The sequence below is a fragment of the Massilia sp. 05N420 genome (genome assembly GCF_056397205.1).
This window is the reverse complement of sequence record NZ_JBFTMX010000004.1, coordinates 58,111-83,068: the sequence shown is the minus strand read 5'-3', so window position 1 is coordinate 83,068 and position 24,958 is coordinate 58,111. Positions and strand designations below refer to the sequence as shown.

Here is a 24,958-nt window from a genome sequence, read left to right as displayed (position 1 = left end):
ACGCAATGAGCGACATGAAGCAAGCGCCGCTGGTGGCCCACCTGATCTACCGGCTCGACATCGGCGGCCTGGAAACCCTGCTGGTCGACGCCATCAACCGCATGCCGGCCCATAAGTACCGGCATGCGGTGATCTGCCTGACCGATTACACCGAGTTCGCCCAGCGCATCACGCGCCCGGGCGTGGAACTGGTGGCGCTGCACAAGCCGCCCGGCCTCGAACTGGGCACGCACAAGCGCCTGTTCAAGGTGCTGCGCGCCATGCGTCCCGACGTGCTGCACACCTATAACCTGGGCACCATCGAATACCACGCCACCGCCCTGCTGGCCGGGGTGCCGGTGCGGGTGCACGCCGAGCACGGACGCGACGCCAGCGACCCGCACGGCGTGAACCGCAAGCACAAGCTGCTGCGCCGCCTGCTGGTGCCCGTCATCGACCGCTACGTGCCGGTCTCGCGCGACCTCGAGCGCTGGCTGCGCGGCGTGATCGGCATTCCGCAGGCGAAGATCGAGCTGATCGACAACGGCGTCGACACCGAACGTTTCCGCCCCGGCAGCTTTGATGAACCGTGGAGCGCGCCCGGCATGTTCGTGATCGGCACCGTCGGCCGCCTGCAGGACGTGAAGGACCAGGCCACCCTGATCGAAGCCTTCGCCCGCCTGCGTGCGATGCTGCCGGAACAGCGCCCGCGCCTGCGCCTGGTGCTGGTCGGCGACGGCCCTTTGCGCGCGCAGCTCGAACAGAAGATCATTGATGCCGGCCTGCAGGACTGCGCCTGGCTGGCCGGCCCGCGCAGCGACGTCGCGCCGCCGATGCGCAGCTTCTCGCTGTTCGCCCTGTCCTCGATCGCCGAGGGCACCCCGGTGACGATGCTGGAAGCGATGGCGAGCGGGCTGCCGGTGGTCTCGACCGCGGTCGGCGGCATTCCCGACCTGGTGCTCGACGGCGCCACCGGCGCCCTGGTGCCGCCCGGCGATCCGCAGCGCCTGGCCGACGCCCTGGCCGCCTATGTGCTCGACGGGGAACTCACCCGCCGGCACGGCGCGGCCGGACGCGCGCGCATCGAACAACAATACAGCGTCGCCGCCATGCTGGCCCATTACATGGACCTGTACGACGGCCTGCGCAAGACCAAAACCCCACTTCAAGAAGCAATCACACCATGTGCGGAATAGTAGGCATTTTTGACATGCGCGGCGGACGTCCCATCGACCGCGGCGTACTCGGACGGATGAACGACACCCAGTTCCACCGTGGTCCGACCGAAGGCGACCTGCACCTCGAGCCGGGCCTCGGCTTCGGCCACCGGCGCCTGTCGATCATCGCGCCCGAAAACGGGCTGCAGCCGCTGTTCAACGAAGACCGTACGGTGGCGCTGGTGTTCAACGGCGAAATCTATAACTTCCGCAAGCTGCGCGCCGAGCTGCAGGAACTCGGCCACGAATTCCGCACGCCGTCCGACAGCGAAACCATCGTCCACGCCTGGGAGCAATGGGGCGAGGACTGCGTGCGCCACCTGCGCGGCATGTTCGCCTTCGTGATCTGGGACCGCACCCGGCAGACCCTGTTCGCCGCGCGCGACCGCATCGGCATCAAGCCGCTGCACTACGCCGTGCTGCCGGACGGGATGTTCCTGTTCGGCTCCGAGCTGAAGTCCATCCTGTCGGTGCCGGGCCTGCCGCGCGAGATCGATCCGCATGCGGTCGAGGAGTATTTCGCCTACGGCTACGTACCGGAACCGCGCACCATCTTCAGGCATGCGCACAAGCTGCTGCCGGGCCATACGATTACCCTGAAAGTGGGCGACAGCAGCATCGAGCAGAAGAAATACTGGGACGTGCCGTTCACGCCGCACGACCGCATGACCGAGCGCGACATGGAGGGCGAACTGATCTACCGCCTGCGCGAAGCGGTCGAGAGCCACCTCGAAGCCGACGTGCCGCTGGGCGCCTTCCTGTCCGGCGGCGTCGATTCCAGCGCCATCGTGGCGATGATGGCCGGCCTCTCGAAGGAGCCGGTGAATTCCTGCTCGATCGCCTTCGACGACCCGGCCTTCGACGAATCGAACTACGCGCGCGAAGTGGCGGAGCGCTACCAGACCAACCACCAGTGCGAGACCGTCAGCAAGGACGACTACGGCCTGGTCGACACCCTGGCCCACCTGTACGACGAACCCTATGCCGACAGCTCGGCGATCCCGACCTACCGCGTCTGCGAACTGGCCCGCAAGCGCGTGACGGTGGCCCTGTCCGGTGACGGCGGCGACGAGAACTTCGCCGGCTACCGCCGCCACCGCATGGCCCACAACGAGAACCGGGTGCGTTCGATGCTGCCGCTGGCGCTGCGCAAGCCGGTGTTCGGATTCCTCGGCGCCGCCTATCCGAAGGCCGACTGGGCGCCGCGCGTGTTCCGCGCCAAGACCACCTTCGAAGCGCTGGCGCGCGACCTGACCGAAGGTTACTTCCACGGCGTGTCGATGCTGAACGACCGCGTGCGCGGCCAGCTGTTCTCGGAGCGCTTCAAGAGCAGCCTGCAGGGCTACAGCGCGGTCGAGGTGATGCGCAACTACACGAAGGATGCGCCGACCGACGATCCGCTGTCGCTGATCCAGTACATCGACATGAAGACCTACCTGCCGGGCGACATCCTCACCAAGGTCGACCGCGCCAGCATGGCGCACGCGCTGGAAGTGCGGGTGCCGCTGCTGGACCACCAGTTCGTCGAATGGGTGTCGGGCCTGCCGTCGAGCACCAAGCTGCGCAACGGCGAAGGCAAGCACATCTTCAAGAAGGCGCTCGAGCCCTACCTCGGCAACGACGTCCTGTACCGCAAGAAGATGGGCTTCTCGATCCCGCTCGCGGCCTGGCTGCGCGGGCCGCTGGCCGACAGCATGAAGAAGGCGGTGCTCAGCCCCCTGCTGCGCGATACCGGCATCTTCAACGAGCAATACCTGAAGCGGATGGTCGACGAACACCTGGCGCGCCTGAAGGACCACAGCACCGCGCTGTGGCAGGTGCTGATGTTCGAAGCCTTCCTGCGCAAGAACCAAGCATAACCTCAAAGTTCAAAGAAAAGCCCATGCGAGTCCTGCACGTCCTCGATCACTCGATCCCGCTGCACAGCGGTTATACCTTCCGTACCCGCTCGATCCTGCGCGAACAGCGCGCGCTCGGCTGGGAAACCTTCCACGTCACCGGCGCCAAGCAGGGTTCCGGCGACATGCTGGAAGAAACCAGCGACGGCCTGCACTTCTACCGCACGCCGTCCGGCTCGACCTTGTCGAAGCTGCCGGTGCTGAACCAGGTCGACGTGATCGACGGCCTGGCCAGGCGCCTGGCCGAGATCATCCCGGTCGTCAAGCCGGACGTGCTGCACGCCCACTCGCCGGTGCTGAACGCGATCGCCGCCCTGCGCGCCGGCAAGAAGTTCGGCATCCCGGTGGTGTACGAAGTGCGCGCCTTCTGGGAAGACGCCGCGGTCGACCATGGCACCAGCACCGAGAACGGCCTGCGCTACAAGCTCACGCGCGCGCTCGAGACCTATGCGCTGAAGCGCGCCGACGCCGTCACCACCATCTGCGAAGGCCTGCGCAAGGACATCGTCGCGCGCGGCATCCCGGCCGACAAGGTGACCGTCATCCCGAACGCGGTGGACATCGACAAGTTCGCGCTGGGCGGCAGCGCCGACCTGCAGCTGAAGGACAAGCTGGGCCTGTCCGGCTCGCGCCTGATCGGCTTCATCGGCTCGTTCTACGCCTACGAAGGCCTGGACGTGCTGCTGCGCGCGGTGCCGAAGCTGTCGGCGCGCATGCCGGACCTGCGCGTGCTGCTGGTTGGCGGCGGTCCGCAGGATGCCCAGCTGCGCCAGCTGGCGAAAGACCTGAAGATCGAGGACAGGGTGGTGTTCACCGGCCGCGTGCCGCACGACCAGGTGACCAGGTACTACGACCTGCTGGACGTGCTGGTCTACCCGCGCCTGCCGATGCGCCTGACCGACCTGGTCACGCCGCTGAAACCGCTGGAAGCGATGGCCCAGGGCCGGATCCTCGCGGCCTCCGACGTCGGCGGCCATCTCGAGCTGATCGCCGACGGCAAGACCGGCGTGCTGTTCCGCGCCAACGATACCGATTCCCTGGTCGAGAAGGTGGCGACGCTGCTGGAATCGCAGCAGAAGTGGCCCGAACTGCGTCGGGCCGGCCGCAACTATGTGGAGACGGAGCGCAACTGGCCGGTCAGCGTGGCGCGCTACAAGAACATCTACGGCCGCCTGACGGGAACCCTCGCGGCCTGATGGCGGTCGCGGCCGCCGGCCTCGATGGCCGGCGGCCGCATCGTGTGTCAGCGGTTCTGGAAGTCGATGATGCGGCGGTCGACGATGCTGCCGTCGCGGATGCAGACGGCCGGCGCCAGCACCTCGTCCTGGTCGACCCTGCCCTCGATGATGACGTCCAGGTACTTGACCATCTGCTCGCCCAGGCAGTTACTCACCGAATAGCCGACCAGCGCGGGCGTGTGATCGACCACGTAGTGCAGCACGCCGTCGACGCTGTACACCGGATCTTCGATGGTGGTCGGCCGGCTGGTTTCGATCGCCCCTGCGCGGTCGCAGCTGATGTCGACGATCATGGCCGGTTTGCGCAGCAGCGCCAGGTCTTCCCGGTAGATGATGTGGTCCTTGCGGTAGACGTCCCACAGGATGCCGTTGACGACCACGTCGTATTTGCCCAGTTCCTGGCGCAGCAGTTTCTCGGTCTTGCGCTCGAACACATTGATCGTCGCGCCCATGCAGGACAGGATGCGATAGGCGCCGCGTGCGATGTTGCCGCGCCCGATCAGGGCCACCTTGCATTCGTAGACGCATTTGCCGTACAGGGTGAAGGCATGCATGATCGCGGCTTCGCCGGCGAGCTCGTTGCTGCGCCAGAAGACGTGGCGGTTACCCTCGAACATGTCTTCCCAGGCGATCGCCGTGATCTCCTTGGAGAGGATCTTGTCGGTGATGGAGCGGTTCTGCACCGCGTGCACCCAGCCGAAAATGGTCTGCCTGGGTTTCAGCTCTTCCAGGTAGGTGGCGTCGCCGATCTTGGGATCGCAGATCACATCCTTCGACAGCGCTTCCTCGCGCGGCACCACATGGGCGCCGGCCGCGCGGTATTCCTCGTCCGGGTGGCCGAAGCCGGCGCCATAGCCTTCTTCGAAATACAGGTGGTCACGGTGGCGGATCTGCGCCACGTGCTTGGGCAGGAGTGCGCGTCGTTTCTCGTTTTCCTTGGTACTGATCATCAGGCCGACTGTTTTCATGTGGCTCCCCTTTCTAGAGATGTGACTTCTTGTAGGCGCGTCTGTTTGCTGCTGGATATCGCGGACGAGGCGGGACTCGGCTCGATGAAGGTCTCCGCATGCTTCTTGGTGCGGGCCAGCAGGAGCAGCGGATGAAAGACCCAGTCGCGCCGCCGCCGCAGCGAGGGCAGCACGCTCGAGAGCAGCAGCAGGATCTTGTTCGGCAGGGTCAGGTAAGTGAGCGCTTCGCGCACCACGCCGAAATCGCTGTAGGCGAAACGCTCTTCCGCCTCGTCGCGGGCGCCGCAGATCGCGGGATCGAGCGGGGCCAGGTCGGGCGGCATGTTGCGCGAGCCATGGAAGTCGTAGAACTCTGGATAGAAGCGGCGCAGGCACTCTTTCTGGAAGAACCACTTGTACTTGTCGGCCGGGTGGTATTCGAAGGTCGCGCGCGCGAACTCGACGTCGCAGTAAGGGAAGACGGGCACATGTCCGGGCGGGTGCATCATGGTGATCCAGGGACTGATGCAGCGGCGCGTACGCGATTCGATGAAGGCCATCTCGGCCTGGTTGATATTGCTGGCGAACTGGTCGAGATAGGCGCGGTACTGCTGCTGGAACTGCTCCAGGCTCGGGAAACGCTGCGACAGCTGCTTGAGCATATAGGGCTTGCTGGTCTCGCCGAGGACCAGGCCGACGTCCCGTTCCGCCGTCTCGTGCAGGCCATCGATCTCGAAGCCGGAGTTGCCGAAGGTGTCGCCGGCAAGGCCGTCGAACACCAGCGACGGCGGACGCTTGGCCAGCCAGCGCATCAGCGGCAGCGACCATGCATGCATGAAGGTCTCGGTGCCGATCAATGCCTGGCGGCGTGCGGCGTCCTCCCCCATCAGGGCCGGTTTTGTCGCCGGCACGACCTCGCAGTCGACCCCGAAGGCGGCCGCGATCTTCGGCGCGTAGTGCGAGTCGAGCTCGAAGTCGCCGGTTTTCTTTCGGTGGAAGGTCTGGCAGGTGACCGCCTTGAACGGCACCTTCCTGCGCAACAGCGTGGCGAAGAAACGGCGCGAATCGAAGCCGCTGGAAAACGGCAGCGCCACCTCGCCGACGTTCAGCTTCAGGCAGCGCTCGAAGCCGGCCTGGTAGGCATCCTCGACGACCCGGAAGGCCTCGTCGTCGATGCGGCGCGTGCCGGCGGGCAGGGCCGCGAAATCGAACCAGCGCCGCTTCTCCATCCGCTCGGGCCACAGCGTCATCTGGGTGCCGGCCGGCACCCGCGCGATATCGCGGTAGAAGCTGCGGTCGCCCACCGGGCTGCTGTTCTGCATCAGGCCGGCCCACCCGATCATGTCCGGCTCGTCGCCATCGACGTGCAGCAGGGCCGGATGGGACGCGAACAGCCAGGCGGAACCCAGCCGGCGGTAATAGAGCGGACCGAAACCGAAGGCATCGCTGCGGACGATCGCCTGCTGGCGCTGGCGGTCGAACTTGATGTAGGCGAATACGCCGTTCTGCAGGCCGTCCTCGATGGCCAGGCACTTCAGCACATCGGCTTCCGAGTACGAATGGACGGACAGCCCGCCTTCGTAACCGCGGAACACGATATCGCTGCCGTCGACCTCGTGCGCCAGGCCGCGGCCGTGCGCGGTACTGAGCGAAGTCACCGCCCAGAACTGCGGGCTGACCCGGGTCGCCAGGCCGCTGCCGGTACCGGTGAATGCGGGGGGCGCATCGGCGAACACGCCGGCGACGAAGAACTCGACATCGTTGAAGGTCTTCGCAATACGATCCAGATCGATTTTCATGGGGCCTCGCTAGGTGCGCCAAGAACCGCTGGCGTCGTCCGTTTGAACTTGTTGAGGAAATACGACTCGGCACCGTCCGGATAGCCGGCCAGGCGCCAGCAAGCCAGCACGACCCCGCAATACACGGCGGCGCCGACGACAACTTTGGTGATCAGCATGACCCAGTGCGCGGCCTGCAGTTCGGCGTCGAGCAGGGACAGCGCCAGCACCATCGCCAGGCAGCCCAGCACGGGGCGGCCGGCGCTGCGCACCAGCATCAGCACCGACAGGCCAGGCACGTAGCGCATCAGGAGCATGTACGAGATGCTGAAGGTCAGGACGATGGACCCGAGGCGCAGCTGGGTGACGAATTCCGGCGTGAGGTGCCCGCGCATGAGGAAGGCGCCCAGCGAGAACAGGCCGATCTGGATCCAGCTGGTCAATGCCAGCAGGCGGATCTGGCCGACCACGGTCAGCACGTAGTTGGCGCTGCTGTTGATCGACTGGATGATGTTCGACAGCGCGAGAATCTGGATGAAGGGCACGATGAACACCCACTTGTCGCCCAGCGCGACCGGGACGAAGTCGCGCGCCGTCATGACGAAGCCGACGCAGGCGGGAAAGGTGACCATGACCTGCACGGCCTGGGCCGAGAGCAGCAGGCGGGAGAGTTCGCCGAGGTTTTCGCGGGCCCGCGCAAACGCGGGAAACAGCACGCGGTTGATCGGCGCCAGCAGGTCGGTGCCGGGCACGTCCGCGATCTCGCTGGCCAGCGTGTAGCCGCCGGTGACGCTGGTGTTGCCCATGCCGCCCACCAGGAACACGGGCAGCTTGCTGTCCAGGTACTGGCTGACGTTCTTGACCAGCACCCACTGGGATACCGAAAAGATCTCGCGGATGTCGCTGAACGAAAACCACGGGCGCATCGGATGCACCATGTAGCTGCGCAGCGTGCTTGCCAGGCGGCCGACCAGCGCGCCGATGATCATGCCCCAATAGCTGTGCAGGACCAGGGTCAGCACGATGGTGGTAATGAAGCCGACCAGGCGCTTGAACATCACGTACTTGGCGTCGTCGGTGAAGCGCAGCTCTTTCTGGAAATTGATGACGCCGACGTTCTCGAACGCGCTCACGACCATCGACAGCGCCATGATCTGCACCACGGCCGTCACCCGCGGGTCCTTGTAGTATTCGGCGGCGAATGGGGCAATGGCCGTCAGCACCAGCGCCACGCAGCTGCTCTGCAGGATGCGCAGCGTCCAGGCGGTGTTGTAGAAGGACTGGGAAGGATTGGTCCGCTGGATGACGGCGACGTTGATGCCGAGGTCGAACAACACGTCGGCGAAAGCGACCACGACCGAAGCCATCGCGACGATACCGAAATCATCGGGGACTAACAGGCGGGCAAGGATGAAAGTGCTGACGATGCCGATCAGACGATCGACCCAGCGCATGACCACCATGATGACGGCGCCGCTGGCAAGACTATTACCTTTTCTGTGAACCATTATTTACTGCTATGTAAGACAACACTGTCGACGAGCAGCGCGTATTGGCGAAGGTCCAAGACGTTGTCGTCGCACACAGGATTCGCAGCGTCCGGTTACTGCCATCAGGCCGAAGTGGTATGCGAGCTTTTACACGGAAGAAATGTGTCAAAGCAGAGTAGAGCAAGCAATAAGACGTGTCAAGAATTGCAACAATCGTGCGCGAGTCAATACAGGGCAGAACTGTTGCTTTCTCGCCCTAACTGCATACGGCGTTCCGGCGCCGGCCGGAACGCCTGTTCAGACGAGAACTTCCACCACTTCCGGGTGGCTGAGGAAGCCCTGCGGGCTGGCCGAGCGGCCGTAGGCGCCGGACTGGAACACGACCACCAGGTCGCCGACGTCCGCGGCCGGCAGCTTCATCTGGTCGGCCAGCAGGTCGAGCGGGGTGCACAGCGGCCCCACCACCGACAGCGTTTCGCGTTCGCCGTCCGCCATGCGGTTGCCGATCGCGACCGGGTAGTTCTTGCGGATCACCTGGCCGAAGTTGCCTGAGGCCGCCAGGTGGTGGTGCAGGCCGCCGTCGGTGACCAGGAAGACCTGGCCGCGCGAGACCTTGCGGTCGATCACCCGGGTCACGTAGACCCCGGCCTCGCCGACCAGGTAGCGTCCCAGCTCGATCGACAGCTGCGCCTGCGGCAGGGCGACGCGCAAGCGCGGCAGCGCGGCCGCCAGCGCCTCGCCGATCGGCGCCAGGTCGAGCGCCTGCTCGCCCGGAAAATACGGGATGCCGAAGCCGCCGCCCAGGTTCAGGATCCGCACCGGATGCGGACTGCCCTCGGCCAGGCGCAGCGCCAGCTCGATGGTCTGGGCCTGGGCCTGGACGATCGCCTCGGCCTTCAGGCTCTGCGAACCGCTGAAGATGTGGAAACCGAGCACCTCGAGTTCCAGTTCCGCGGCCAGCGCCAGCACCCGCGGCGCGTCCTCGGCATCGATGCCGAACTGCTTGGCGCCGCCGCCCATGCGCATGCCCGAGCCCTTCAGCTCGAAGTCCGGATTGATGCGCAGGACCAGGCGCGGCGCGATGCCGGTCTGCGCCTGGATGCGGGCCAGGGCCCGCACTTCGCGCTCCGATTCGGCGTGCACGCAGGCGCCGGCGGCCACCGCCTGCAGCAGCTCGGCGTCGCGCTTGCCGGGACCGGCGAAGCTGAGGTGTTCCGGCGCCATGCCGGTGTCGAGCGCCACCTTCAACTCGCCGGCGGACGCCACGTCGATACCGTCGACCAGGCCCGCCATGTGCTGGACCAGGGCCGGCATCGGGTTCGCCTTCATCGAGAAATGCAGGGCAATCTCCGGCGGCAGGTGGGCGCGCACATGGGCCACGCGCGCATCCAGCAGGGCGCGGTCGTAGGCGTAGAACGGGGTCGCGCCGACACGCTGGGCCAGGCGCGGCAGCGGAATGCCGCCGACCAGCAGGCAGCCGTCGGCAACCGGGAACAGGGTTTGGGGGGCGTGGACGGGACGGGCGGCGCTCATGCGGGATTCTCGAACAGGTTCAGGTAAGGGGTGCGCAGGCCCGGGCGGTCGATCTTGCCGTTCGGGTTGCGCGGGAAGGCCTGCCCGCTCAGCACCACATGGGCCGGCATCATCCAGGCCGGCAGGCGGCGCTGGCACTGGCGCAGCAGTTCGGCCGGCTCCAGTCCGTCCCGCTGGGGCAGCGCCAGCAGCACGATGCCCTGGCCCAGCACCGGATGCGGCACGCCGAAAGCCACCGCCTCGCGCACCAGGCCGGTCGCGTAGACGGCTTCCTCGACCTCGGTCGGGCTGACCCGGTAGCCGGAGACCTTGATCATGTCGTCGCTGCGGCCGATGAAGTACAGGTAGCCGTCGCGGTCCATGCGCACGGTGTCGCCGGACCACACCGCCATCTCGGCCAGCGGCAGGCCGGCGGGCTGGCCCGGGGCCGGGCGGAAGCGTTCGGCGGTCTTGACCGGATCGTTCCAGTAGCCCAGCGCCACCAGCGCGCCGCGGTGCACCAGCTCGCCCGGCTCGTCCACTTCGCACGGCGTGCCGTCGGGGCGCACCACCATCACCTCGGCGTTCGGGATCGCGCGCCCGATCGAATCGGGGCGGCGTTCCAGTTCGGCCGGCGGCAGGTAGGTCGAACGGAAGGCTTCGGTCAGGCCGTACATCAGGAACAGCTCGGCGTCCGGCAGCGCCCGGCGCAGGGCCTGCACCGCGCGCTGCGGCATCGCGCCGCCCGAATTGGTCAGATAGCGCAGCGTGCAGCCGGCCGGCCAGTCCAGCGCGCCGAGCTGCAGCCACAGCGGCGGCACCGCCGCCAGGCCGGTGATGCGCTCGTCGACGACCGCCTTCACGATATCCTTCGGGAACAGGTAGTTCATCAGCACCGCGGTGGCGCCGGCCAGGAAGGCGCAGGTCAGCTGGCTCAGGCCATAGTCGAAGCTGAGCGGCAGCACCGACAGGATGCGGTCGCGCGGCGTGATCTCCAGGTAGGCGGTGACGCTGCGCGCGCCGGCCACCATGTTCCGGTGCGACAGCACCACGCCCTTCGGCTTGCCGGTGCTGCCCGAGGTATAGAGGATGGCCGCCATGTCGGCGTCGATCGCGCGCCGCGCCGCCAGCTGCCGCGGGTCCGGACGGGTCTGCGCCGCGCTCCATTCGCGCAGCGCCGCCGCGCCTGTGGAAAGCGCGCCCGGCGCGCCGGTGACGAACACGGTGCGCAGGTCGGGGCAATCGGCCAGCACATCCTTCAGCTGGGCCAGGCGCTCCGGCGACGTCAGCAGCACGCGCACGTTGCAGTCGGCCAGGATGTGCGCCACCTGCGCGGCCTTGAGCTGGGGATTGACCGGCACGAACACCGCGCCGGCCAGCGCCGCGCCGAACATCGCGGCCACGTTCTCGACGCGCTTGTCGAGGTAGACCGCGACCCGCTCGCGGCGCGCCACGCCCGCTTCCAGCAGCGCGCCGGCGGCCTGTTCGACGGCCTCGGCCAGGGCGGCGTAGTCGAGGCGGCGGCTGCCGTCGACCAGCGCCTCGGCGGCGGGCGTGCGGCGGGCGGCATCGAAGATAAAGTCGTGGATCAGATCGGCCATGGCAAACAGGAGAAACGCGGCGGTCCGCCGCAGCCCGCCATCTTACCAGTTCGCCCAATTTTTACGCGGCAGTTTATACTGGGTCATGCTCGTCGCCCCGCCTCCTTCCCGTCCCGCCATTCCGCTCGCACCGGTACTGTCGCTGGCCTCGTTCTACCGGAGTGCCGGCGGACGCGCCGCCACCGTGCTCGACGCCGGCGAGGCGCGCCTGGTGACCAGCGGACGGGTGGCGATCGCGCTGGCGCTGCGCGAGCTCGGCGTGGGCGCCGGCGACACCGTACTGCTGCCGGCCTACCACAGCGCCTCGATGGTGCCGCCGGTGCTGTGGCGCGGCGCGGCGCCGGCCTTCTACCGCATCGGGCCCGACGCCCGCGCCGACCTCGAACACATCGCCGCCCTGCTGCGCGCGGCGCCGCGTGCGCGGGTGGTGGTGGCGACCCACTTCTTCGGCTTTCCGCAGCCGCTGGCGGCCCTGCGCGCGCTGTGCGACGAACACGGGGTAGCGCTGCTGGAGGATTGCGCGCACGCCTTCATCGGCGAGCACGAAGGACGCCCGCTGGGCGCCTGGGGCGATTACGCGGCCGCCAGCATCATGAAATTCCTGCCCCTGTACGAGGGCGGCGCGCTGGTCTCGGCACGCCACCCGCTGGCCGGCGCCAGGCTGCGCCCGGCCGGCGCCGGCTTCGAACTGAAGGCCGCCTTCAACACCTTCGAGCGCGGCTTCGCCTTCGGCCGCCTACGCCCCCTGCACGCCGCGCTGTGGCTGCCGCTGCGCGCCAAGGACCTGGCGTGGAATGCGCTCAAGCGCGGCAGGCATGCGGGCAGCCCGCCGGCCGCGCTGGCGCCCGCCTCCTCCGACAGCGGCTACGGCTTCGACCCGGACTGGATCGACAAGCGCGCTTCGCTCGCCTCGCGCCTGGTGCTGGCGCTGTCCTCCAGCAGCCGGGTGGCGGCGCGGCGGCGGCGCAACTACCTGCGGCTGCTCGAAGCCCTGTCCGGCCTGCCCGGCGTGCGGCCCCTGCATCCGCGCCTGCCGGACGGCGTCTGCCCCTGGCTGTTCCCGCTGCTGGCCGACGATGCGGACGGCCTGGCGCAGCGCCTGCTCGCCGCCGGCGTGCCGCTGACCCGCTTCGGCTATCCGCTTTGGGACGGCGTCGACGACGCCACCTGCCCGAACGCCGCCCGGCTGTCGCGCCAGGTGCTGGGCCTGCCCTGCCACCAGGAGCTGCGCGAGGACGAATTCAGCTGGCTGATCGCCACCGTCAGGCGCGAGGTATGCACATGAAATGGACCATCGTTCCCGCCGCCCGCTTCCGGGAAGCCGCCGCGGACTGGACTTCCCTGCACGCCGCCGCCGGCGCCCCGGCCCTGCTGGCGCCGGCTTTCGTGGCGCCCCTGCTGGACGCCTTCGCGAGCGGCGCCGAGCTGCTGGCGCAAGGCCGCGAGAACGGACGCACGGTCGCGATGGCGGTGCTGGCCCCGACCCGACGCGGTGCCTGGGCCACTTTCCAACCGGCCCAGGCCCCGGTCGGCCTGTGGCTGCAGCTGCCCGGCCTCGACGCCGGCGCACTGGTGCGCAGCCTGTTCGGCGCCCTGCCCGGCTTTCCGCTGGTGTGCGCGCTGACCCAGATGGACCCGATGATCATGCCGCGCCCGCCCGAAGGACCGGCCGTCCGCACCCTCGACTACATCGACACCGCGCGGGTGACGCTGGCGGGCGGCTTCGACGCCTACTGGGAGGCGCGCGGCAAGAACCTGCGCGCCAACCTCAAGAAGCAACGCAACCGGCTCGAACGCGACGGCATCGCGACCCGGCTCGAGATCGCCCGCGATCCCGCCGCGATGGCGCAGGCGGTCGAGGATTACGCCCGCCTGGAAGGCAGCGGCTGGAAGGCCGGCGCCGGCACCGCGGTGCGCGCCGGCGACGCCCAGGGCCGCTACTACCGCGCCATGCTCGAAGCGATGGCGCGGCAGGACGCCGCCAGCGTCTACCGCTATCATTTCGGCGAGAACCTGGTGGCGATGGACCTGTGCGTCGAGGACCGCGACAGCATCGTCGTGCTGAAGACCGCCTACGACGAAACCGTGCCGGCCAGCCTGTCGCCGGCGCTGCTGATGCGCGAGGAAGCGATGCGCTCGCTGTTCGCGGGCGGCCGCTTCGCCCGCCTCGAGTTCTACGGCCGCGTAATGGAATGGCATACGCGCTGGACGGAAGAGGTACGCACTATGTACCATGTCAACCATTATCGCTGGCCCGCGCTGCGCCACCTGCACGCGCTGCGCGAAGCGCGGCAACGCCGCGCCGCCGGCGCACCAACGGACGAACAAGGATCATGAAGTATCTCGACGAAGTCAAAACCATCCTCACCGACGTGCTCGGCCTCGACCCGGCTACTCCGCTGTCGGCCGACACCCCGCTGCTGGGCAGCCTGCCCGAGCTCGACTCGATGGCCGTGGTCTCGCTGATCGGCGCGCTCGAGGACCATTTCGGCATCGCCGTCGACGACGACGACATCAGCGCCAGCACCTTCGCGACGCTGGGCAGCCTGGCCGCCTTCGTGGAACAGAAGGCCGCCTGAGGCATGACGCCGGCACACGCGCCCGCGGAAAGCTTTTTCCTGCCCGTGCGGGACGGGACCCGCTATTGCCTGTTCCATCCGCCGCAGGGCGAGTGCCGCGACGCGCTGGTCTACCTGCACCCCTTTGCCGAAGAAATGAACAAGAGCCGCCGCATGGCGGCGCTGCAGGCGCGCGCCCTGGCCGCGCGCGGCGTCGGCGTGCTGCAGATCGACCTGCACGGCTGCGGCGACAGCAGCGGCGAATTCGGCGAAGCCCGCTGGGAAGGCTGGAAGGCCGACGCCGAGGCGGCGCGCGCCTGGCTGCAGCAGCGCCTGGGCCGTCCGGCCGGGCTATGGGGCCTGCGCCTGGGCGCCCTGCTCGCGCTCGACTATGCCGCCGGCGCCCGCGAGGTGCCGCACCGCCTGCTGCTGTGGCAGCCGATGGCGAATGGCGCCGCGGTCATGAACCAGTTCCTGCGCCTGCGGATTGCCGCCGACATGGTGCAGGAGGGCGCCGCCAATGGCGGCACCAAGGCGCTGCGTGTGGCGCTCGAACAGGGCCGGCCGGTCGAGATCGCCGGCTACGAGCTGGCGCCGCAACTGGCCGCCGCCATCGATCCCCTCGACGCTTCGGTGCTGGCGCCGCGCGRCTGCCGCATCGACTGGTTCGAGGTAAGTCCGGCGGCCGGGCGTCCGCTGCCGCCGGCTTCCAGCCGCGTCACCGCCATCTGGCAGGCCCAGCGCATCGACTTCGGCGTGCACCTGGTGCATGGCGAGCAATTCTGGACCACGCCGGAGATCGCCGAATGTCCCGCCCTGCTCGACGCCACGAGCCGGCTGTACCCGGAGGCCGCGCATGCAGGCTGAAGAACGCGCCCTGTCCTTTCCCTGCGCCGGCGCCTGGCTGTACGGCGTGCTGTCGCTGCCGGCGCACATGACGCAGGCGAAGGCGCCGCGCGGCGTGCTGATCGTGGTCGGCGGTCCGCAGGTGCGCACCGGCAGCCACCGCCAGTTCACGCTGCTGGCGCGCAGCCTGGCGCAGGCCGGCTTCCCGGTGCTGCGCTTCGACTACCGCGGCATGGGCGACAGCGAGGGAGAAGCCCGCGATTTCGAACGGGTCCGGGACGACCTGCGCGCGGCCCTCGACTGCTTTTTCGCCCAGCTGCCGGGCATGCGCGACGTGGTGCTGTGGGGCCTGTGCGACGGCGCCTCGGCCGCCGCGATGTATGCGCCCGGCGACCCGCGGGTGGCCGGGCTGGCCCTGCTGAACCCCTGGGTGCGCACCGAACAGGGCGCGGCCAAGGCCACGCTGAAGCATTATTACCGCGCCAGGCTGCTGGATCCGGGGCTGTGGAAGAAGATCGCCAGCGGCAATTTCGAGGCCGGCCAGGCGGCGCGCTCGTTCGCGGCCTCGGTGCGCTCGGCCTTCGGCGGCGGCAAGACCGCGGCGCAGGATGACGCGCAGGATGCCGCCCTTCCGGAGCGCATGTACGCGGCCCTGCAGGGCTTCGAAGGAAAGACGCTGGTGATGCTGAGCGGCGCCGACCTGACCGCCCAGGAATTCGCCGGACTGGCATCCGGCTCGCGCGACTGGCAGCGCCTGCTGGACGGTCCCGCCGTCACCCGGCACACGCTGGACGGCGCCGACCACACCTGCTCGCGGCGCGAATGGCACGACCAGGTGGTCGGCTGGACCGCCGGCTGGCTGCGGTCCTGGTAGGGATCCCGCGACCGGTCAGGCGCTGGTCTTGATGCCGTGCCGGCCCATCAGGTCGTACAGGGTCGGGCGGCTGACGCCCAGCATCTCCGACGCCTTCACGATATTCCCGTCGACCCGCGCCAGCGCCCTGACGATGGCCTTGTACTCGGCCTCGTCGCGCACCTGGCGCAGGTTCAGCGGCGCTTCCTCGGCTTCCAGGTCGGGCAGGCCGAGGTCGTCGGCGACGATGGTATTCCCGTCGGCCATGATGACCGCGCGCTTGATGCAGTTTTCCATCTCGCGCACATTGCCCGGCCAGGCATAGCCCTCGATCGCGGCGATGGCGTCGGGCGCGAAGTGCAGCGAGGCGCGCGATTCCTGGGCGCAGAACTTGTTCTTGAAATGGTGGGCCAGCAGGGCGGCGTCGCCTTCGCGCTGGCGCATCGGCGGGATGTTCACCACGATCTCGGACAGGCGGTAATACAGGTCTTCGCGGAAGCGCCCCTGCACGCACAGGTCCTTCAGCTTCTGGTGGGTCGCGCAGACGATGCGCACGTCGACCGGGATCTCCTCGTGGCCGCCGATGCGCTCGATCACGCGCTCCTGCAGGAAGCGCAGCAGCTTGGCCTGCAGCGGCATCGGCAGGTCGCCGACCTCGTCGAGGAAGAAGGTGCCGCCATGGGCCAGTTCGACCTTGCCCTTGGTCTGCTTGGCGGCGCCGGTGAAGGCGCCCTTCTCGTAGCCGAACAGCTCGCTCTCGAGCAGGTTTTCCGGAATCGCCGCGCAGTTGATCGCCATGAAGCGCTCTTTCGAGCGCGGCGACAGCGCGTGGATGGCGCGCGCCAGCACTTCCTTGCCGGTGCCGGATTCGCCCAGCAGCATCACCGATGCCGAGGTCGGCGCCACCTTCTCGATGGTGCGGCAGACCTTCAGCATGCCGGGGTCGCGCGAGATCACGCCGGCCAGCGGCGAATCGGCCTGCGACTGCTGCATGCGGTGGTTTTCCTGCTGCAGGTTGTGCAGGAAGAAGGCGCGCTGGATGACCAGGTTCAGCACTTCCGGGTCGACCGGCTTCTGGTGGAAGTCGTAGGCGCCCATGCCGATCGCCTTGACGGCGTTGTTGTGGTCCTGGTTGCCGGTCAGGACGATCACGCGGGTGTCCGGCGCCAGCGCCAGGATCTGCTGGAGCGTGGCCAGGCCTTCGGTGGAACCGTCCGGATCGGGCGGCAGGCCCAGGTCCATGGTGACAACCGCCGGTTCGTGGCGGCGGATCTGGGCCAGCGCCGCCTCGCGGTCGCCGGCGACCACGACCTCATAGGCGTCCAGGCTCCAGCGCAGCTGCTTCTGCAGGCCGGGATCGTCTTCGATGATCAGGAGTTTGGGTTTGGTTTGGGTCACGGTATCCTCTCTCGGGAATCGCTCAGGCGGGCATGGCTGCGGCCGTCTCGCGGTACAGCGGCAGCACGACCTTGAACGTGGTGCCGAGCGTGGGCTGGCTGCTGACTTCCAGCTGCCCTCCCAGCTCGGTGATGTATTCGCGGCTTTCGAACACGCCGATGCCCATGCCGGCCGACTTGGTCGAGTCGAAGGGCTTGAACAGGCGCTCGCGGATGAACTCTTCGCTCATGCCTTCGCCGGTGTCGGTGATCTCGATCTCGACTGCATCGAGCTGCCCGTCCGTATCGCGGCGGCCCAGGCGGATCATCACATGGCCGTCGCGCGGCGTGGCCTCGATCGCGTTCTGGATCAGGTGGCCGACCACGCGCTCGAGGCGTTCGCGGTCCGCCACCACCTGCAGGCCCGGCACCTCGACCACCAGCTGCGGGCGCGGCTCGAAGGCGCTCTTCAGCGCCACCGCCTGGCGCACCACCTGCTCGACCGCCAGCGGCAGCTTCTTGTCGGCGTTCTCGGTGCGGGACAGCTTCTGCAGCAGCAGCTTCATCTTCTGCACCGAGTGGTTCAGGGTTTCCAGCATGTCGCGCTGGAATTCCGGGTTGTCCTTGTGCTTTTCCGCGTTCGCGTTCATCAGCGACAGCTGGGCCACCAGGTTCTTCAGGTCGTGCACGACAAAGGTCGACATGCGGTTGAAGGATTCGAACTGGCGCGCCACCATCAGCGCGTTGGCGGCGTCTTCCTGGGCCAGGTGGCCGGCGGCCTGGCTGCCGGCGATCTCCAGCAGGTCGGTGATTTCCCAGTTCAGCTTGAGCGGACTGCGGGCGCGCTGCAGCACCACGAAGCCGAACAGCTTCTCGTGCAGGATCAGCGGTACCACCAGCCAGCGGCGCGGATACTCCAGCAGCCAGTCGGGCACCGCCAGGCCTTCGTACTTGTCGGGACGGGCCACGAATTCGTCGAGGTCGACCACCCACTGCGAGCTCTCCAGGAAGCGGCAGAACGGCGAATTGCCCGGCTCCGTCACGCCGCCTTCCGGGCCGTGCCAGCTGGCGCGCGGCTCGTAGCGGCCGGCTTCGTTGCGCTGCCACAGGGTGCCGCCCGGGCTCTCGACCAGCGCCGCCATCGCCTGGATCGCGCGGTCGCCCAGGTTCGGGCCGCGTTCGGACAGGGTGCGCGTGAAGCGCATCCACTCCTCGCGGTAGTCGTAGTTATAGCTGAAGAAGTGCTTGCTGATCGAGACCTTCAGCCAGGAGCGGAAGGTGCCGGAGAACAGGATCACCAGCAGCAGGCTGACCGCGCCGAACAGGAAGCCGGCCTGCATCACCGTGCCCCAGCGGCCGCCGAAGAAGCGCAGGTAATAGCCGGCCGATCCCATCGCCAGCAGGTAGACCGCGGAGCCGAACAGCGCGGCCGAATGGAACATCACGCGGCGCGAGACCACGAAGGAGGTGCTCCAGGATTTGCTGCGCGCCATCGACGCCGCCACCAGCGGCACCGTCAGCGCATTGATCACGCCGCGCGCGTTCCACAGTTCCGGATTCAGTTCGCGGAACAGCATCATGTTGGTGTACAGGTAGAAGTCGTAGGCGAACATGCCGCCGATGCCCAGGCAGGCGAACTTGATCGCCCAGCGTTCCTCGATGGTCTTGTTGCGGTACACCTGTTCGACCAGCAGCATGCCGTACACGGCCAGGCAGGCGAAGGCGGTCACCACCGGCATCGCGCCGAGTGCGCTCAGCAGTTCGAAGCTGAAGTGCCCGGCCAGCAGCGCCCCCAGCAGCAGGACATAGGCGCAGGCGGCCACGAACAGCGAGGGCCGTACATCGAAGGGCAGTCTGATCGGCAGCCATGACGGCGGTTCGCCCCCGCTGCGCCAGTGGCCCAGCAGGGCCACCAGGAACACCGACCAGGCGCCGTCGCGCAGCACCTCGAGCGAGGCGGTGAGCGCGGTCCAGAGCCGGTCATGGGTGGCGTCGAGGGCCAGCACGGCGGCCCACAGCGCGGTCAGCAGGCAGGCGGCGGACAGGGTGCCGCGCTGCGCGCGTCCGCGCCATCCCGACAGCACCGGCAGGCACAGCAGCAGGTAGCCTGCTGCGGCCAGTGCATAACTATAGGCGGCAATATTGGTCACGGTACACCGTCGCAACAGTGGAATGGAAACCGCAGCGCTGACCGCAGAACCGGGTCAGCGTCCGCTGCGGAACAGAACGACCTTCAGGGTATCGATCAGGATCAGGACGTCGAGGAACAGGCTGTTGTTCTTCACGTAGTACAGGTCGTACTGCAGTTTCTGCAGCGCGTCCTCGGCGGAAGAACCGTAGCCGTAGCGCACCTGGGCCCAGCCCGTGATGCCCGGCTTGACGCTGTGGCGCACATTGTAATACGGGACCACCTCGATCAGCTGTTCGACGAAATAGGGACGCTCCGGGCGCGGGCCGACGAACGACATCTCGCCCTTGAACACGTTGAGGATCTGCGGCAGCTCGTCGATGCGGGTCTTGCGCATGAAGTTGCCGATGCGGGTGATGCGCGGATCGTTCTGCTGCGCCCACTGCGGCTTGCCGCTTTTTTCGGCGTCGGTGCGCATGCTGCGGAATTTATGCACGAAGAAGGTGTTGCCGTCCTTGCCGACCCGCTCCTGCGAGTAGAACACCGGACCGCGGTCTTCGAGCTTGACGGCCAGCGCGGCCAGCAGCATCAGCGGCAGGGTCAGCACCAGGATGATCACGCTGCACACGATGTCGAAGCTGCGCTTCATGAAGGTGCGCACGAAGCTCTGGTCGAAGCCGCCGCCGAACACCAGCCACGAAGGCTGCAGCGAGTCGACCCGGATCTGGCAGGTCTCGCGTTCGAAGAAGGTGGCGGCGTCGGTGACCTTCAGGCCGGCCAGTTTGCACTCGAGCAGTTCCTTGATCGGAAAGCCGCCACGGCGGTTCTGCACCGACACCACGACCTCCTCGACGTTGTACTGGCGCGCCAACGACACCAGGGTATCGCCTTCGCGTCCGTTCAGCAGGCTGGCCGAGGGCACGCACAATTCCTCGTTGGGCGAGGGGATGAAGCCGGTGATGTTGTAGCGGTGGTAGCTGGTGCTCTGCAGGGCCAGGTCGCTGCATTCCTTGGCCAGCGGGCCGCTGCCCAGGAACAGGATGCGGGTCTCGAGGAAGCGCAGCTCCGAGCTCTTGAAGAAGATCATCCGCGCAATGAAGATGCCGGCGGCGGCGATCGCGAACACCAGCGCCAGGATGCCGCGTCCGAAATACAGGTCGGGAGCGACGTAGAACACCAGGGTCAGGATCAGGAAGCCCATCAGGAAGGACGGCATCAGCTTCATGAAGAAGGGATTGCGCAGGCCTTCGTTGAAGTCGAGCTGGTACATGCCCATCGCGCTCATGCTGAAGATGATGGCGGCGGTGAAGGCGATGGCCGAGGTGAAGAAATGATCGAGGTTCTGGATGTTGGGAAGACTGACCGGCTGGCCCAGTTCAATGAAGCGCACCGCCGCACCGATATAGGCCGCGCCGAGGAGCACCAGCACCTCGACGAACAGCAAGACGAAGACGATCTTCGATACGTAGTGATTCGAAATCTTAAGCACGCTACCCTCCGGTATTCTTCTTGATTACATACTGCAGTGCTTATTGAGACAGGTTGCGCACGTACCAGTCCATGGCTTCCTTCAGCCCTTCGCCGATGCGGTGGGTGGGCGCATAGCCCAGCATCGCGCCGGCCTTGCCGATGTCGGCCTGGGAATGGCGCACGTCGCCCGCGCGGAAATCGACATACACCGGCCGGTGCGCGGCCACATGCGGGAAACGCGGCGCCAGCAGCTCGCACATCATCGCGTGCAGCTGGTTCAGCGAGGTACGGTCGTTCAGCGCCACGTTGTACACCTGGTTGGCGGCCTCGCTACCGGACGTTGCCGCCAGCAGGTTGGCCTGCACCACGTTGTCGATGTAGCAGAAGTCGCGGCTGGTCTCGCCGTCGCCGTTGACGCGCAGTTCCTCGTTGCGGATCAGGGCCGCCACCCACTTCGGGATCACAGCGGCATAGGCGCCGTTCGGATCCTGGCGCGGGCCGAACACGTTGAAATAACGCAGGCCGATCGATTCCATGCCGTAGGTGCGGCCGAACACGTCGGCGTACAGCTCGTTGACGTACTTGGTCACGGCATACGGCGACAGCGGCTTGCCGATCCGGTCCTCGATCTTCGGCAGGCCCGGATGGTCGCCGTAGGTCGAGCTGGACGCGGCGTAGACGAAGCGTTTGACTTTCGCGTCGCGCGCCGCCACCAGCATGTTCAGGAAACCGGTGATATTGGTCTCGTTGGTCAGCTGCGGATTCGCGATCGACCGCGGCACCGATCCGAGTGCGGCCTGGTGCAGGACGAAGTCGACGCCCTCGCAGGCACGTGCGCAATCCTCGGGCGAGCGGATATCGGCCTGCAGGAAGCGGAAGTTGGCCCAGGCGGCCTCCCCCACCAGCTCGCGGACCTGGTCGAGGTTGCGCTGGTGGCCGGTGGCGAAGTTGTCGAGAGCGGTGACGCGCTGGTTCAGCTTGAGCAGGGCTTCGACCAAGTTCGAGCCGATGAAGCCAGCAGCGCCGGTGACCAGCCAGTGGTAGCTGTGCTGGCGCAACTGCTGTTGGACATCTTGAATCTTGTTCACGTTTGCAGACACTTTAGGGATTGCGCGGCCGCCCGCGCAGGCGGACGGCCGTATTGGGCAGTATTACAGGCGCCAGACGCAGTAGCCGGCTTCACTGATCGCTTTCGGGTCGAACTGCGATTTGACGTCGATGAAGCAGCCGTTGTCGTTCAGCTTGGACTGGAAGTCGAGCAGCGAGCGGGCCAGCACTTCCTTGTGCGGGACGGCCACCACCAGGGCGTCCGCCTTCGGCAGGTCTTCCCAGCGTTCCAGCTTGATGCCGTATTCGTGCCGGGCTTCCTCGGCTTCGGCGACAGGATCGTAGACGTGCACGTCGCAGCCGTAGGATTCGAGTTCGTGGACGATGTCGGCGACCTTCGAGTTGCGCAGGTCCGGGCAGTTCTCCTTGAAGGTCAGGCCGATCACGTTGACCTTCGAACCCTTCACGTGGAAGCCGGACGAGATCATCGACTTGACGGTCTTTTCGGCCACGAATTTCGCCATGCCGTCGTTGATGCGGCGGCCGGCCAGGATCACCTGCGGGTGGTAGCCGACCATCTCGGCCTTGTGGGTCAGGTAATACGGATCGACGCCGATGCAGTGGCCGCCCACCAGGCCCGGACGGAAGGGCAGGAAGTTCCACTTGGTACCGGCGGCTTTCAGGACTTCGAGGGTGTCGATGCCGACCTTGTCGAAGATGATCGCCAGTTCGTTCATCAGGGCGATGTTCAGGTCGCGCTGGGTGTTCTCGATGACCTTGGCGGCTTCGGCCACCTTGATGCTGGAGGCGCGGTACACGCCGGCCGTCACCACCGATTCATACAGCCTGGCGACGCGGTCCAGGGTCTCGTCGTCGTCGCCGGACACGACTTTCAGGATGGTGGTGAGGGTATGTTCCTTGTCGCCCGGGTTGATGCGCTCCGGCGAGAAGCCGACGTGGAAGTCCTGCTGCCACTTCATGCCCGACTCTTTTTCCATGATCGGGATGCAGACTTCCTCGGTGGCGCCGGGGTAGACGGTGGACTCGAACACGACGATCGCGCCGCGCTTCATGTGCTTGCCGACGGTCTTGCTGGCGCCCGCCAGCGGGGTGAAGTCGGGGTTATGGGCGATGTCGACGGGGGTCGGGACGGCGACCACGATGTAGTCGGCCTGGGACAGCAGCGATGGGTCGGTGGTGACTTCCAGATATTGCGCTGCTTTCAGCTGCTCGGTCGAGACCTCTCCGGTGGGATCGACGAACTTCTTGTAGTTTTCAACCTTACTTGCCGACAAGTCGAAACCGATGGTTTTCGCTTTCTTGCCGAATTCGACAGCCAACGGCAAACCAACATAGCCCAAGCCTACTACTGCGACGACTTCATCCGCTTTCATATCACGTCCCGATCAAGTATTGATTTTTGCCATTATATTAACTTTTAATATAGCACGGAAATATATGGCACTCAACAAACGACTTACATTACTCTTAAAAAACAACAGGATGGGGTTGCCGGTTGCCAACTCATCCATAGCCTAAATGCAATTTTAGCATCTTCAAAAAAAAACAAGATTTAATGTCGCGCTATCGTGCGCGTACTGTTGAGCAAGGCGGTTGCGGGCCAGGATATTTATGATGGGTTCCAAATCTTGGAACAGAGTTTGCGCGAGCGTCAATACAAAACACGCAAAAAGCAGGGCTCTGTATCGATACCGGATGCTAAGACAACAGTTTATTTATTGATATCAATATTTCTACAGCGGCTGGCTGGCGACGAGCCAGGCGCGTTCGATTGCGCACGATTGTTGGCGAGCCCGGCTGCGCATCACTTACAATGCGGAAGCATTCATGCATTTTAGTTAACAGACCTTCTGTACCCCGATGCAGATGCGGAGCCTGGCTTTGAACGAACTGGAATTCACTTATATAGATGCAAGCGCGGCCGAGACGACGGTGCTGGACGCCTGGGTGCGCAGCCATCCGGCGGCCAGCGCCTACCAGCTGTCCGCCTGGTGCCGCGCGGTCAGCGAGGCTTACGGCTACCGCAGCCAGGTATTGGCGGCGCGCCGCGGCGGCCGCCTGGCGGGCGTGCTGCCGCTGTGCACGATTGCCCGTCCCTTCGGCAAGCCGCGCTGGGTATCGCAGCCCTTCTGCGACCTCGGCGGTCCGCTGGGCGAGGATGCGCAGGTGACGGCGGCGCTGGCGGCGCATGCGCGGCGCGAACTCGGCGTCCGTCAACTGAACTCGCTCGAGCTGCGCTGCTCCGCCGGCCCCGGCGATGGCAGCGGCCTGGAGGGACGCAAGGTGCGCATGGTGCTGCAGCTGCCGGACAGTGCGGAAGCGCTGATGAAATCCTATCCGCCCAAGCTGCGCAGCCAGATCCGCAAGGCGGAAAAGAACGGCCTGGGCGCCGAAATGTCGACCTCGGCCGCAGCCGTGCAGGCTTTTTACGACGTGTATGCGCAGAACATGCGCCGGCTCGGCAGCCCGGCCCACAGCCTGGACTGGTTCAAGGCCATCCATCGGCACTACGGCGCCGACGGCATGTTCGTCATGCTGGTGCGCCATGAAGGCAAGGTGGTCGGCGCCGGCTGGGTCCTGCTGTGCGCAGGCAAGGCGGTGATTCCCTGGGCCTCGACCCTGGCCGACTACAACCGCCTGGCGCCCAATATGCTGCTGTACTGGGCGATCCAGTCCCACCTGTGCACGCTGGGTATCCGCGAATTCGACTTCGGCCGCTCGACCTTCGGCGAAGGCACCTATAAATTCAAGGAGCAGTGGGGCGCGCTGCCGCATCCGCTCGCCTGGCAGGAGTGGAAGGCCGGCGCCGAGTTGCCGGTCGCCGAATCGGGCCTGTCCCGCGCCGGCAGCCTGCGGCCGCTGATCGAAAAAGCCTGGAGCAAGCTGCCGCTGAGCGTGGCCAACCAGCTGGGACCGCGGCTGCGCCGTTACATCACATTGTAGTCAGGCCGCATTTAATGTTTCGTGCGACCTTGCTTAATGCTAATTTCAATTTTATT

General features: G+C 66.6%; 19 protein-coding genes. 9 read left to right on the top strand and 10 right to left on the bottom strand.

What is annotated here, in order from left to right; translation table 11 throughout:
* The first annotated feature begins 5 nt into the window (after positions 1 to 5).
* The 3 genes from AC1DIX_RS03500 to AC1DIX_RS03490 are packed head-to-tail and all read left to right on the top strand — an operon-like array spanning position 6 to position 4,290.
* On the top strand, positions 6 to 1,175 hold the full coding sequence (locus tag AC1DIX_RS03500; protein ID WP_477322051.1) for a TIGR03088 family PEP-CTERM/XrtA system glycosyltransferase: 1,170 nt from the start codon (positions 6 to 8) through the stop codon (positions 1,173 to 1,175).
* The gene (locus tag AC1DIX_RS03495) at positions 1,163 to 3,055 is read left to right on the top strand and encodes an XrtA/PEP-CTERM system amidotransferase (RefSeq protein WP_442122920.1); all 1,893 of its coding nucleotides are present in this window, start codon (positions 1,163 to 1,165) and stop codon (positions 3,053 to 3,055) included. The genes AC1DIX_RS03500 and AC1DIX_RS03495 overlap by 13 nt, the downstream gene beginning before the upstream one ends.
* 23 nt (positions 3,056 to 3,078) lie before the next feature.
* Positions 3,079 to 4,290 (top strand): TIGR04063 family PEP-CTERM/XrtA system glycosyltransferase, encoded by a 1,212-nt coding sequence (locus AC1DIX_RS03490; protein ID WP_477252324.1) that lies wholly within the window; start codon positions 3,079 to 3,081, stop codon positions 4,288 to 4,290.
* A 47-nt stretch (positions 4,291 to 4,337) separates the two neighbouring features.
* On the opposite strand, the gene AC1DIX_RS03485 is transcribed toward AC1DIX_RS03490, so the two are convergent.
* The 5 genes from AC1DIX_RS03485 to AC1DIX_RS03465 form a co-directional block, all read right to left on the bottom strand.
* A complete protein-coding gene (locus AC1DIX_RS03485; protein ID WP_442122918.1) occupies positions 4,338 to 5,300 on the bottom strand; it encodes a N(5)-(carboxyethyl)ornithine synthase in 963 nt (320 codons plus the stop codon).
* Entirely contained in the window at positions 5,297 to 7,078 is a 1,782-nt protein-coding gene (locus AC1DIX_RS03480) for a hypothetical protein (protein ID WP_477322048.1), read from the bottom strand. Before AC1DIX_RS03480 ends, AC1DIX_RS03485 begins: the two co-directional genes overlap by 4 nt.
* Entirely contained in the window at positions 7,075 to 8,565 is a 1,491-nt protein-coding gene (locus tag AC1DIX_RS03475; RefSeq protein WP_442122916.1) for a lipopolysaccharide biosynthesis protein, read from the bottom strand. The genes AC1DIX_RS03480 and AC1DIX_RS03475 overlap by 4 nt, the downstream gene beginning before the upstream one ends.
* A 279-nt stretch (positions 8,566 to 8,844) precedes the next feature.
* Positions 8,845 to 10,080, bottom strand: a complete 1,236-nt coding sequence (locus AC1DIX_RS03470; RefSeq protein ID WP_477322046.1) for a pyridoxal-dependent decarboxylase, exosortase A system-associated — start codon at positions 10,078 to 10,080, stop codon at positions 8,845 to 8,847.
* The gene (locus AC1DIX_RS03465) at positions 10,077 to 11,660 is read right to left on the bottom strand and encodes an acyl-CoA ligase (AMP-forming), exosortase A system-associated (protein WP_477322044.1); all 1,584 of its coding nucleotides are present in this window, start codon (positions 11,658 to 11,660) and stop codon (positions 10,077 to 10,079) included. Before AC1DIX_RS03465 ends, AC1DIX_RS03470 begins: the two co-directional genes overlap by 4 nt.
* Before the next feature lie 85 nt (positions 11,661 to 11,745).
* Here AC1DIX_RS03465 and AC1DIX_RS03460 point away from each other — a divergent pair, with 85 nt between their 5' ends.
* The 5 genes from AC1DIX_RS03460 to AC1DIX_RS03440 are packed head-to-tail and all read left to right on the top strand — an operon-like array spanning position 11,746 to position 15,938.
* Positions 11,746 to 12,945 carry an aminotransferase class I/II-fold pyridoxal phosphate-dependent enzyme gene (locus tag AC1DIX_RS03460; RefSeq protein WP_477322042.1) on the top strand — a complete coding sequence of 400 codons (1,200 nt, stop codon included), beginning with the start codon at positions 11,746 to 11,748 and terminating at the stop codon, positions 12,943 to 12,945.
* The gene (locus AC1DIX_RS03455) at positions 12,942 to 13,997 is read left to right on the top strand and encodes a GNAT family N-acetyltransferase (RefSeq protein WP_442122912.1); all 1,056 of its coding nucleotides are present in this window, start codon (positions 12,942 to 12,944) and stop codon (positions 13,995 to 13,997) included. Before AC1DIX_RS03460 ends, AC1DIX_RS03455 begins: the two co-directional genes overlap by 4 nt.
* Positions 13,994 to 14,239, top strand: a complete 246-nt coding sequence (locus AC1DIX_RS03450; RefSeq protein ID WP_442122911.1) for an acyl carrier protein — start codon at positions 13,994 to 13,996, stop codon at positions 14,237 to 14,239. The genes AC1DIX_RS03455 and AC1DIX_RS03450 overlap by 4 nt, the downstream gene beginning before the upstream one ends.
* 3 nt (positions 14,240 to 14,242) lie before the next feature.
* The gene (locus tag AC1DIX_RS03445) at positions 14,243 to 15,085 is read left to right on the top strand and encodes a hydrolase 2, exosortase A system-associated (protein ID WP_477322040.1); all 843 of its coding nucleotides are present in this window, start codon (positions 14,243 to 14,245) and stop codon (positions 15,083 to 15,085) included.
* Positions 15,075 to 15,938 carry a hydrolase 1, exosortase A system-associated gene (locus tag AC1DIX_RS03440; RefSeq protein WP_477322038.1) on the top strand — a complete coding sequence of 288 codons (864 nt, stop codon included), beginning with the start codon at positions 15,075 to 15,077 and terminating at the stop codon, positions 15,936 to 15,938. Before AC1DIX_RS03445 ends, AC1DIX_RS03440 begins: the two co-directional genes overlap by 11 nt.
* A 15-nt stretch (positions 15,939 to 15,953) precedes the next feature.
* On the opposite strand, the gene prsR is transcribed toward AC1DIX_RS03440, so the two are convergent.
* The 5 genes from prsR to AC1DIX_RS03415 form a co-directional block, all read right to left on the bottom strand.
* The gene (prsR, locus tag AC1DIX_RS03435) at positions 15,954 to 17,315 is read right to left on the bottom strand and encodes a PEP-CTERM-box response regulator transcription factor (protein WP_477322036.1); all 1,362 of its coding nucleotides are present in this window, start codon (positions 17,313 to 17,315) and stop codon (positions 15,954 to 15,956) included.
* Positions 17,316 to 17,337: 22 nt separating this feature from the next.
* The gene (prsK, locus tag AC1DIX_RS03430; protein WP_442122907.1) at positions 17,338 to 19,443 is read right to left on the bottom strand and encodes an XrtA/PEP-CTERM system histidine kinase PrsK; all 2,106 of its coding nucleotides are present in this window, start codon (positions 19,441 to 19,443) and stop codon (positions 17,338 to 17,340) included.
* A gap of 54 nt (positions 19,444 to 19,497) precedes the next feature.
* Complete coding sequence (locus AC1DIX_RS03425; protein WP_477322034.1) at positions 19,498 to 20,910, bottom strand: TIGR03013 family XrtA/PEP-CTERM system glycosyltransferase; 1,413 nt, start codon at positions 20,908 to 20,910, stop codon at positions 19,498 to 19,500.
* A 40-nt stretch (positions 20,911 to 20,950) separates the two neighbouring features.
* Positions 20,951 to 21,979: an SDR family oxidoreductase gene (locus AC1DIX_RS03420; protein WP_477322032.1), complete on the bottom strand. Its 1,029-nt coding sequence runs from the start codon at positions 21,977 to 21,979 to the stop codon at positions 20,951 to 20,953.
* Positions 21,980 to 22,042: 63 nt separating this feature from the next.
* Positions 22,043 to 23,332, bottom strand: a complete 1,290-nt coding sequence (locus tag AC1DIX_RS03415; protein WP_442122904.1) for a nucleotide sugar dehydrogenase — start codon at positions 23,330 to 23,332, stop codon at positions 22,043 to 22,045.
* A gap of 508 nt (positions 23,333 to 23,840) precedes the next feature.
* Between AC1DIX_RS03415 and AC1DIX_RS03410 the strand changes: the two genes are divergently transcribed.
* Positions 23,841 to 24,902 (top strand): GNAT family N-acetyltransferase, encoded by a 1,062-nt coding sequence (locus AC1DIX_RS03410; RefSeq protein ID WP_442122903.1) that lies wholly within the window; start codon positions 23,841 to 23,843, stop codon positions 24,900 to 24,902.
* Positions 24,903 to 24,958: the final 56 nt, after the last annotated feature.

Excerpts from the sequence above, each read along its gene's own strand:
- AC1DIX_RS03450 (WP_442122911.1), top strand. The coding sequence starts at position 13,994 with ATGAAGTATCTCGACGAAGTCAAAACCATCCTCACCGACGTGCTCGGC.
- AC1DIX_RS03495 (WP_442122920.1), top strand. The coding sequence starts at position 1,163 with ATGTGCGGAATAGTAGGCATTTTTGACATGCGCGGCGGACGTCCCATC.
- AC1DIX_RS03470 (WP_477322046.1), bottom strand. The coding sequence starts at position 10,080 with ATGAGCGCCGCCCGTCCCGTCCACGCCCCCCAAACCCTGTTCCCGGTT.
- AC1DIX_RS03415 (WP_442122904.1), bottom strand. The coding sequence starts at position 23,332 with ATGAAAGCGGATGAAGTCGTCGCAGTAGTAGGCTTGGGCTATGTTGGT.
- AC1DIX_RS03460 (WP_477322042.1), top strand. The coding sequence starts at position 11,746 with ATGCTCGTCGCCCCGCCTCCTTCCCGTCCCGCCATTCCGCTCGCACCG.
- AC1DIX_RS03485 (WP_442122918.1), bottom strand. The coding sequence starts at position 5,300 with ATGAAAACAGTCGGCCTGATGATCAGTACCAAGGAAAACGAGAAACGA.
- AC1DIX_RS03440 (WP_477322038.1), top strand. The coding sequence starts at position 15,075 with ATGCAGGCTGAAGAACGCGCCCTGTCCTTTCCCTGCGCCGGCGCCTGG.
- AC1DIX_RS03465 (WP_477322044.1), bottom strand. The coding sequence starts at position 11,660 with ATGGCCGATCTGATCCACGACTTTATCTTCGATGCCGCCCGCCGCACG.
- AC1DIX_RS03480 (WP_477322048.1), bottom strand. The coding sequence starts at position 7,078 with ATGAAAATCGATCTGGATCGTATTGCGAAGACCTTCAACGATGTCGAG.
- AC1DIX_RS03490 (WP_477252324.1), top strand. The coding sequence starts at position 3,079 with ATGCGAGTCCTGCACGTCCTCGATCACTCGATCCCGCTGCACAGCGGT.
- AC1DIX_RS03455 (WP_442122912.1), top strand. The coding sequence starts at position 12,942 with ATGAAATGGACCATCGTTCCCGCCGCCCGCTTCCGGGAAGCCGCCGCG.
- AC1DIX_RS03475 (WP_442122916.1), bottom strand. The coding sequence starts at position 8,565 with ATGGTTCACAGAAAAGGTAATAGTCTTGCCAGCGGCGCCGTCATCATG.
- AC1DIX_RS03500 (WP_477322051.1), top strand. The coding sequence starts at position 6 with ATGAGCGACATGAAGCAAGCGCCGCTGGTGGCCCACCTGATCTACCGG.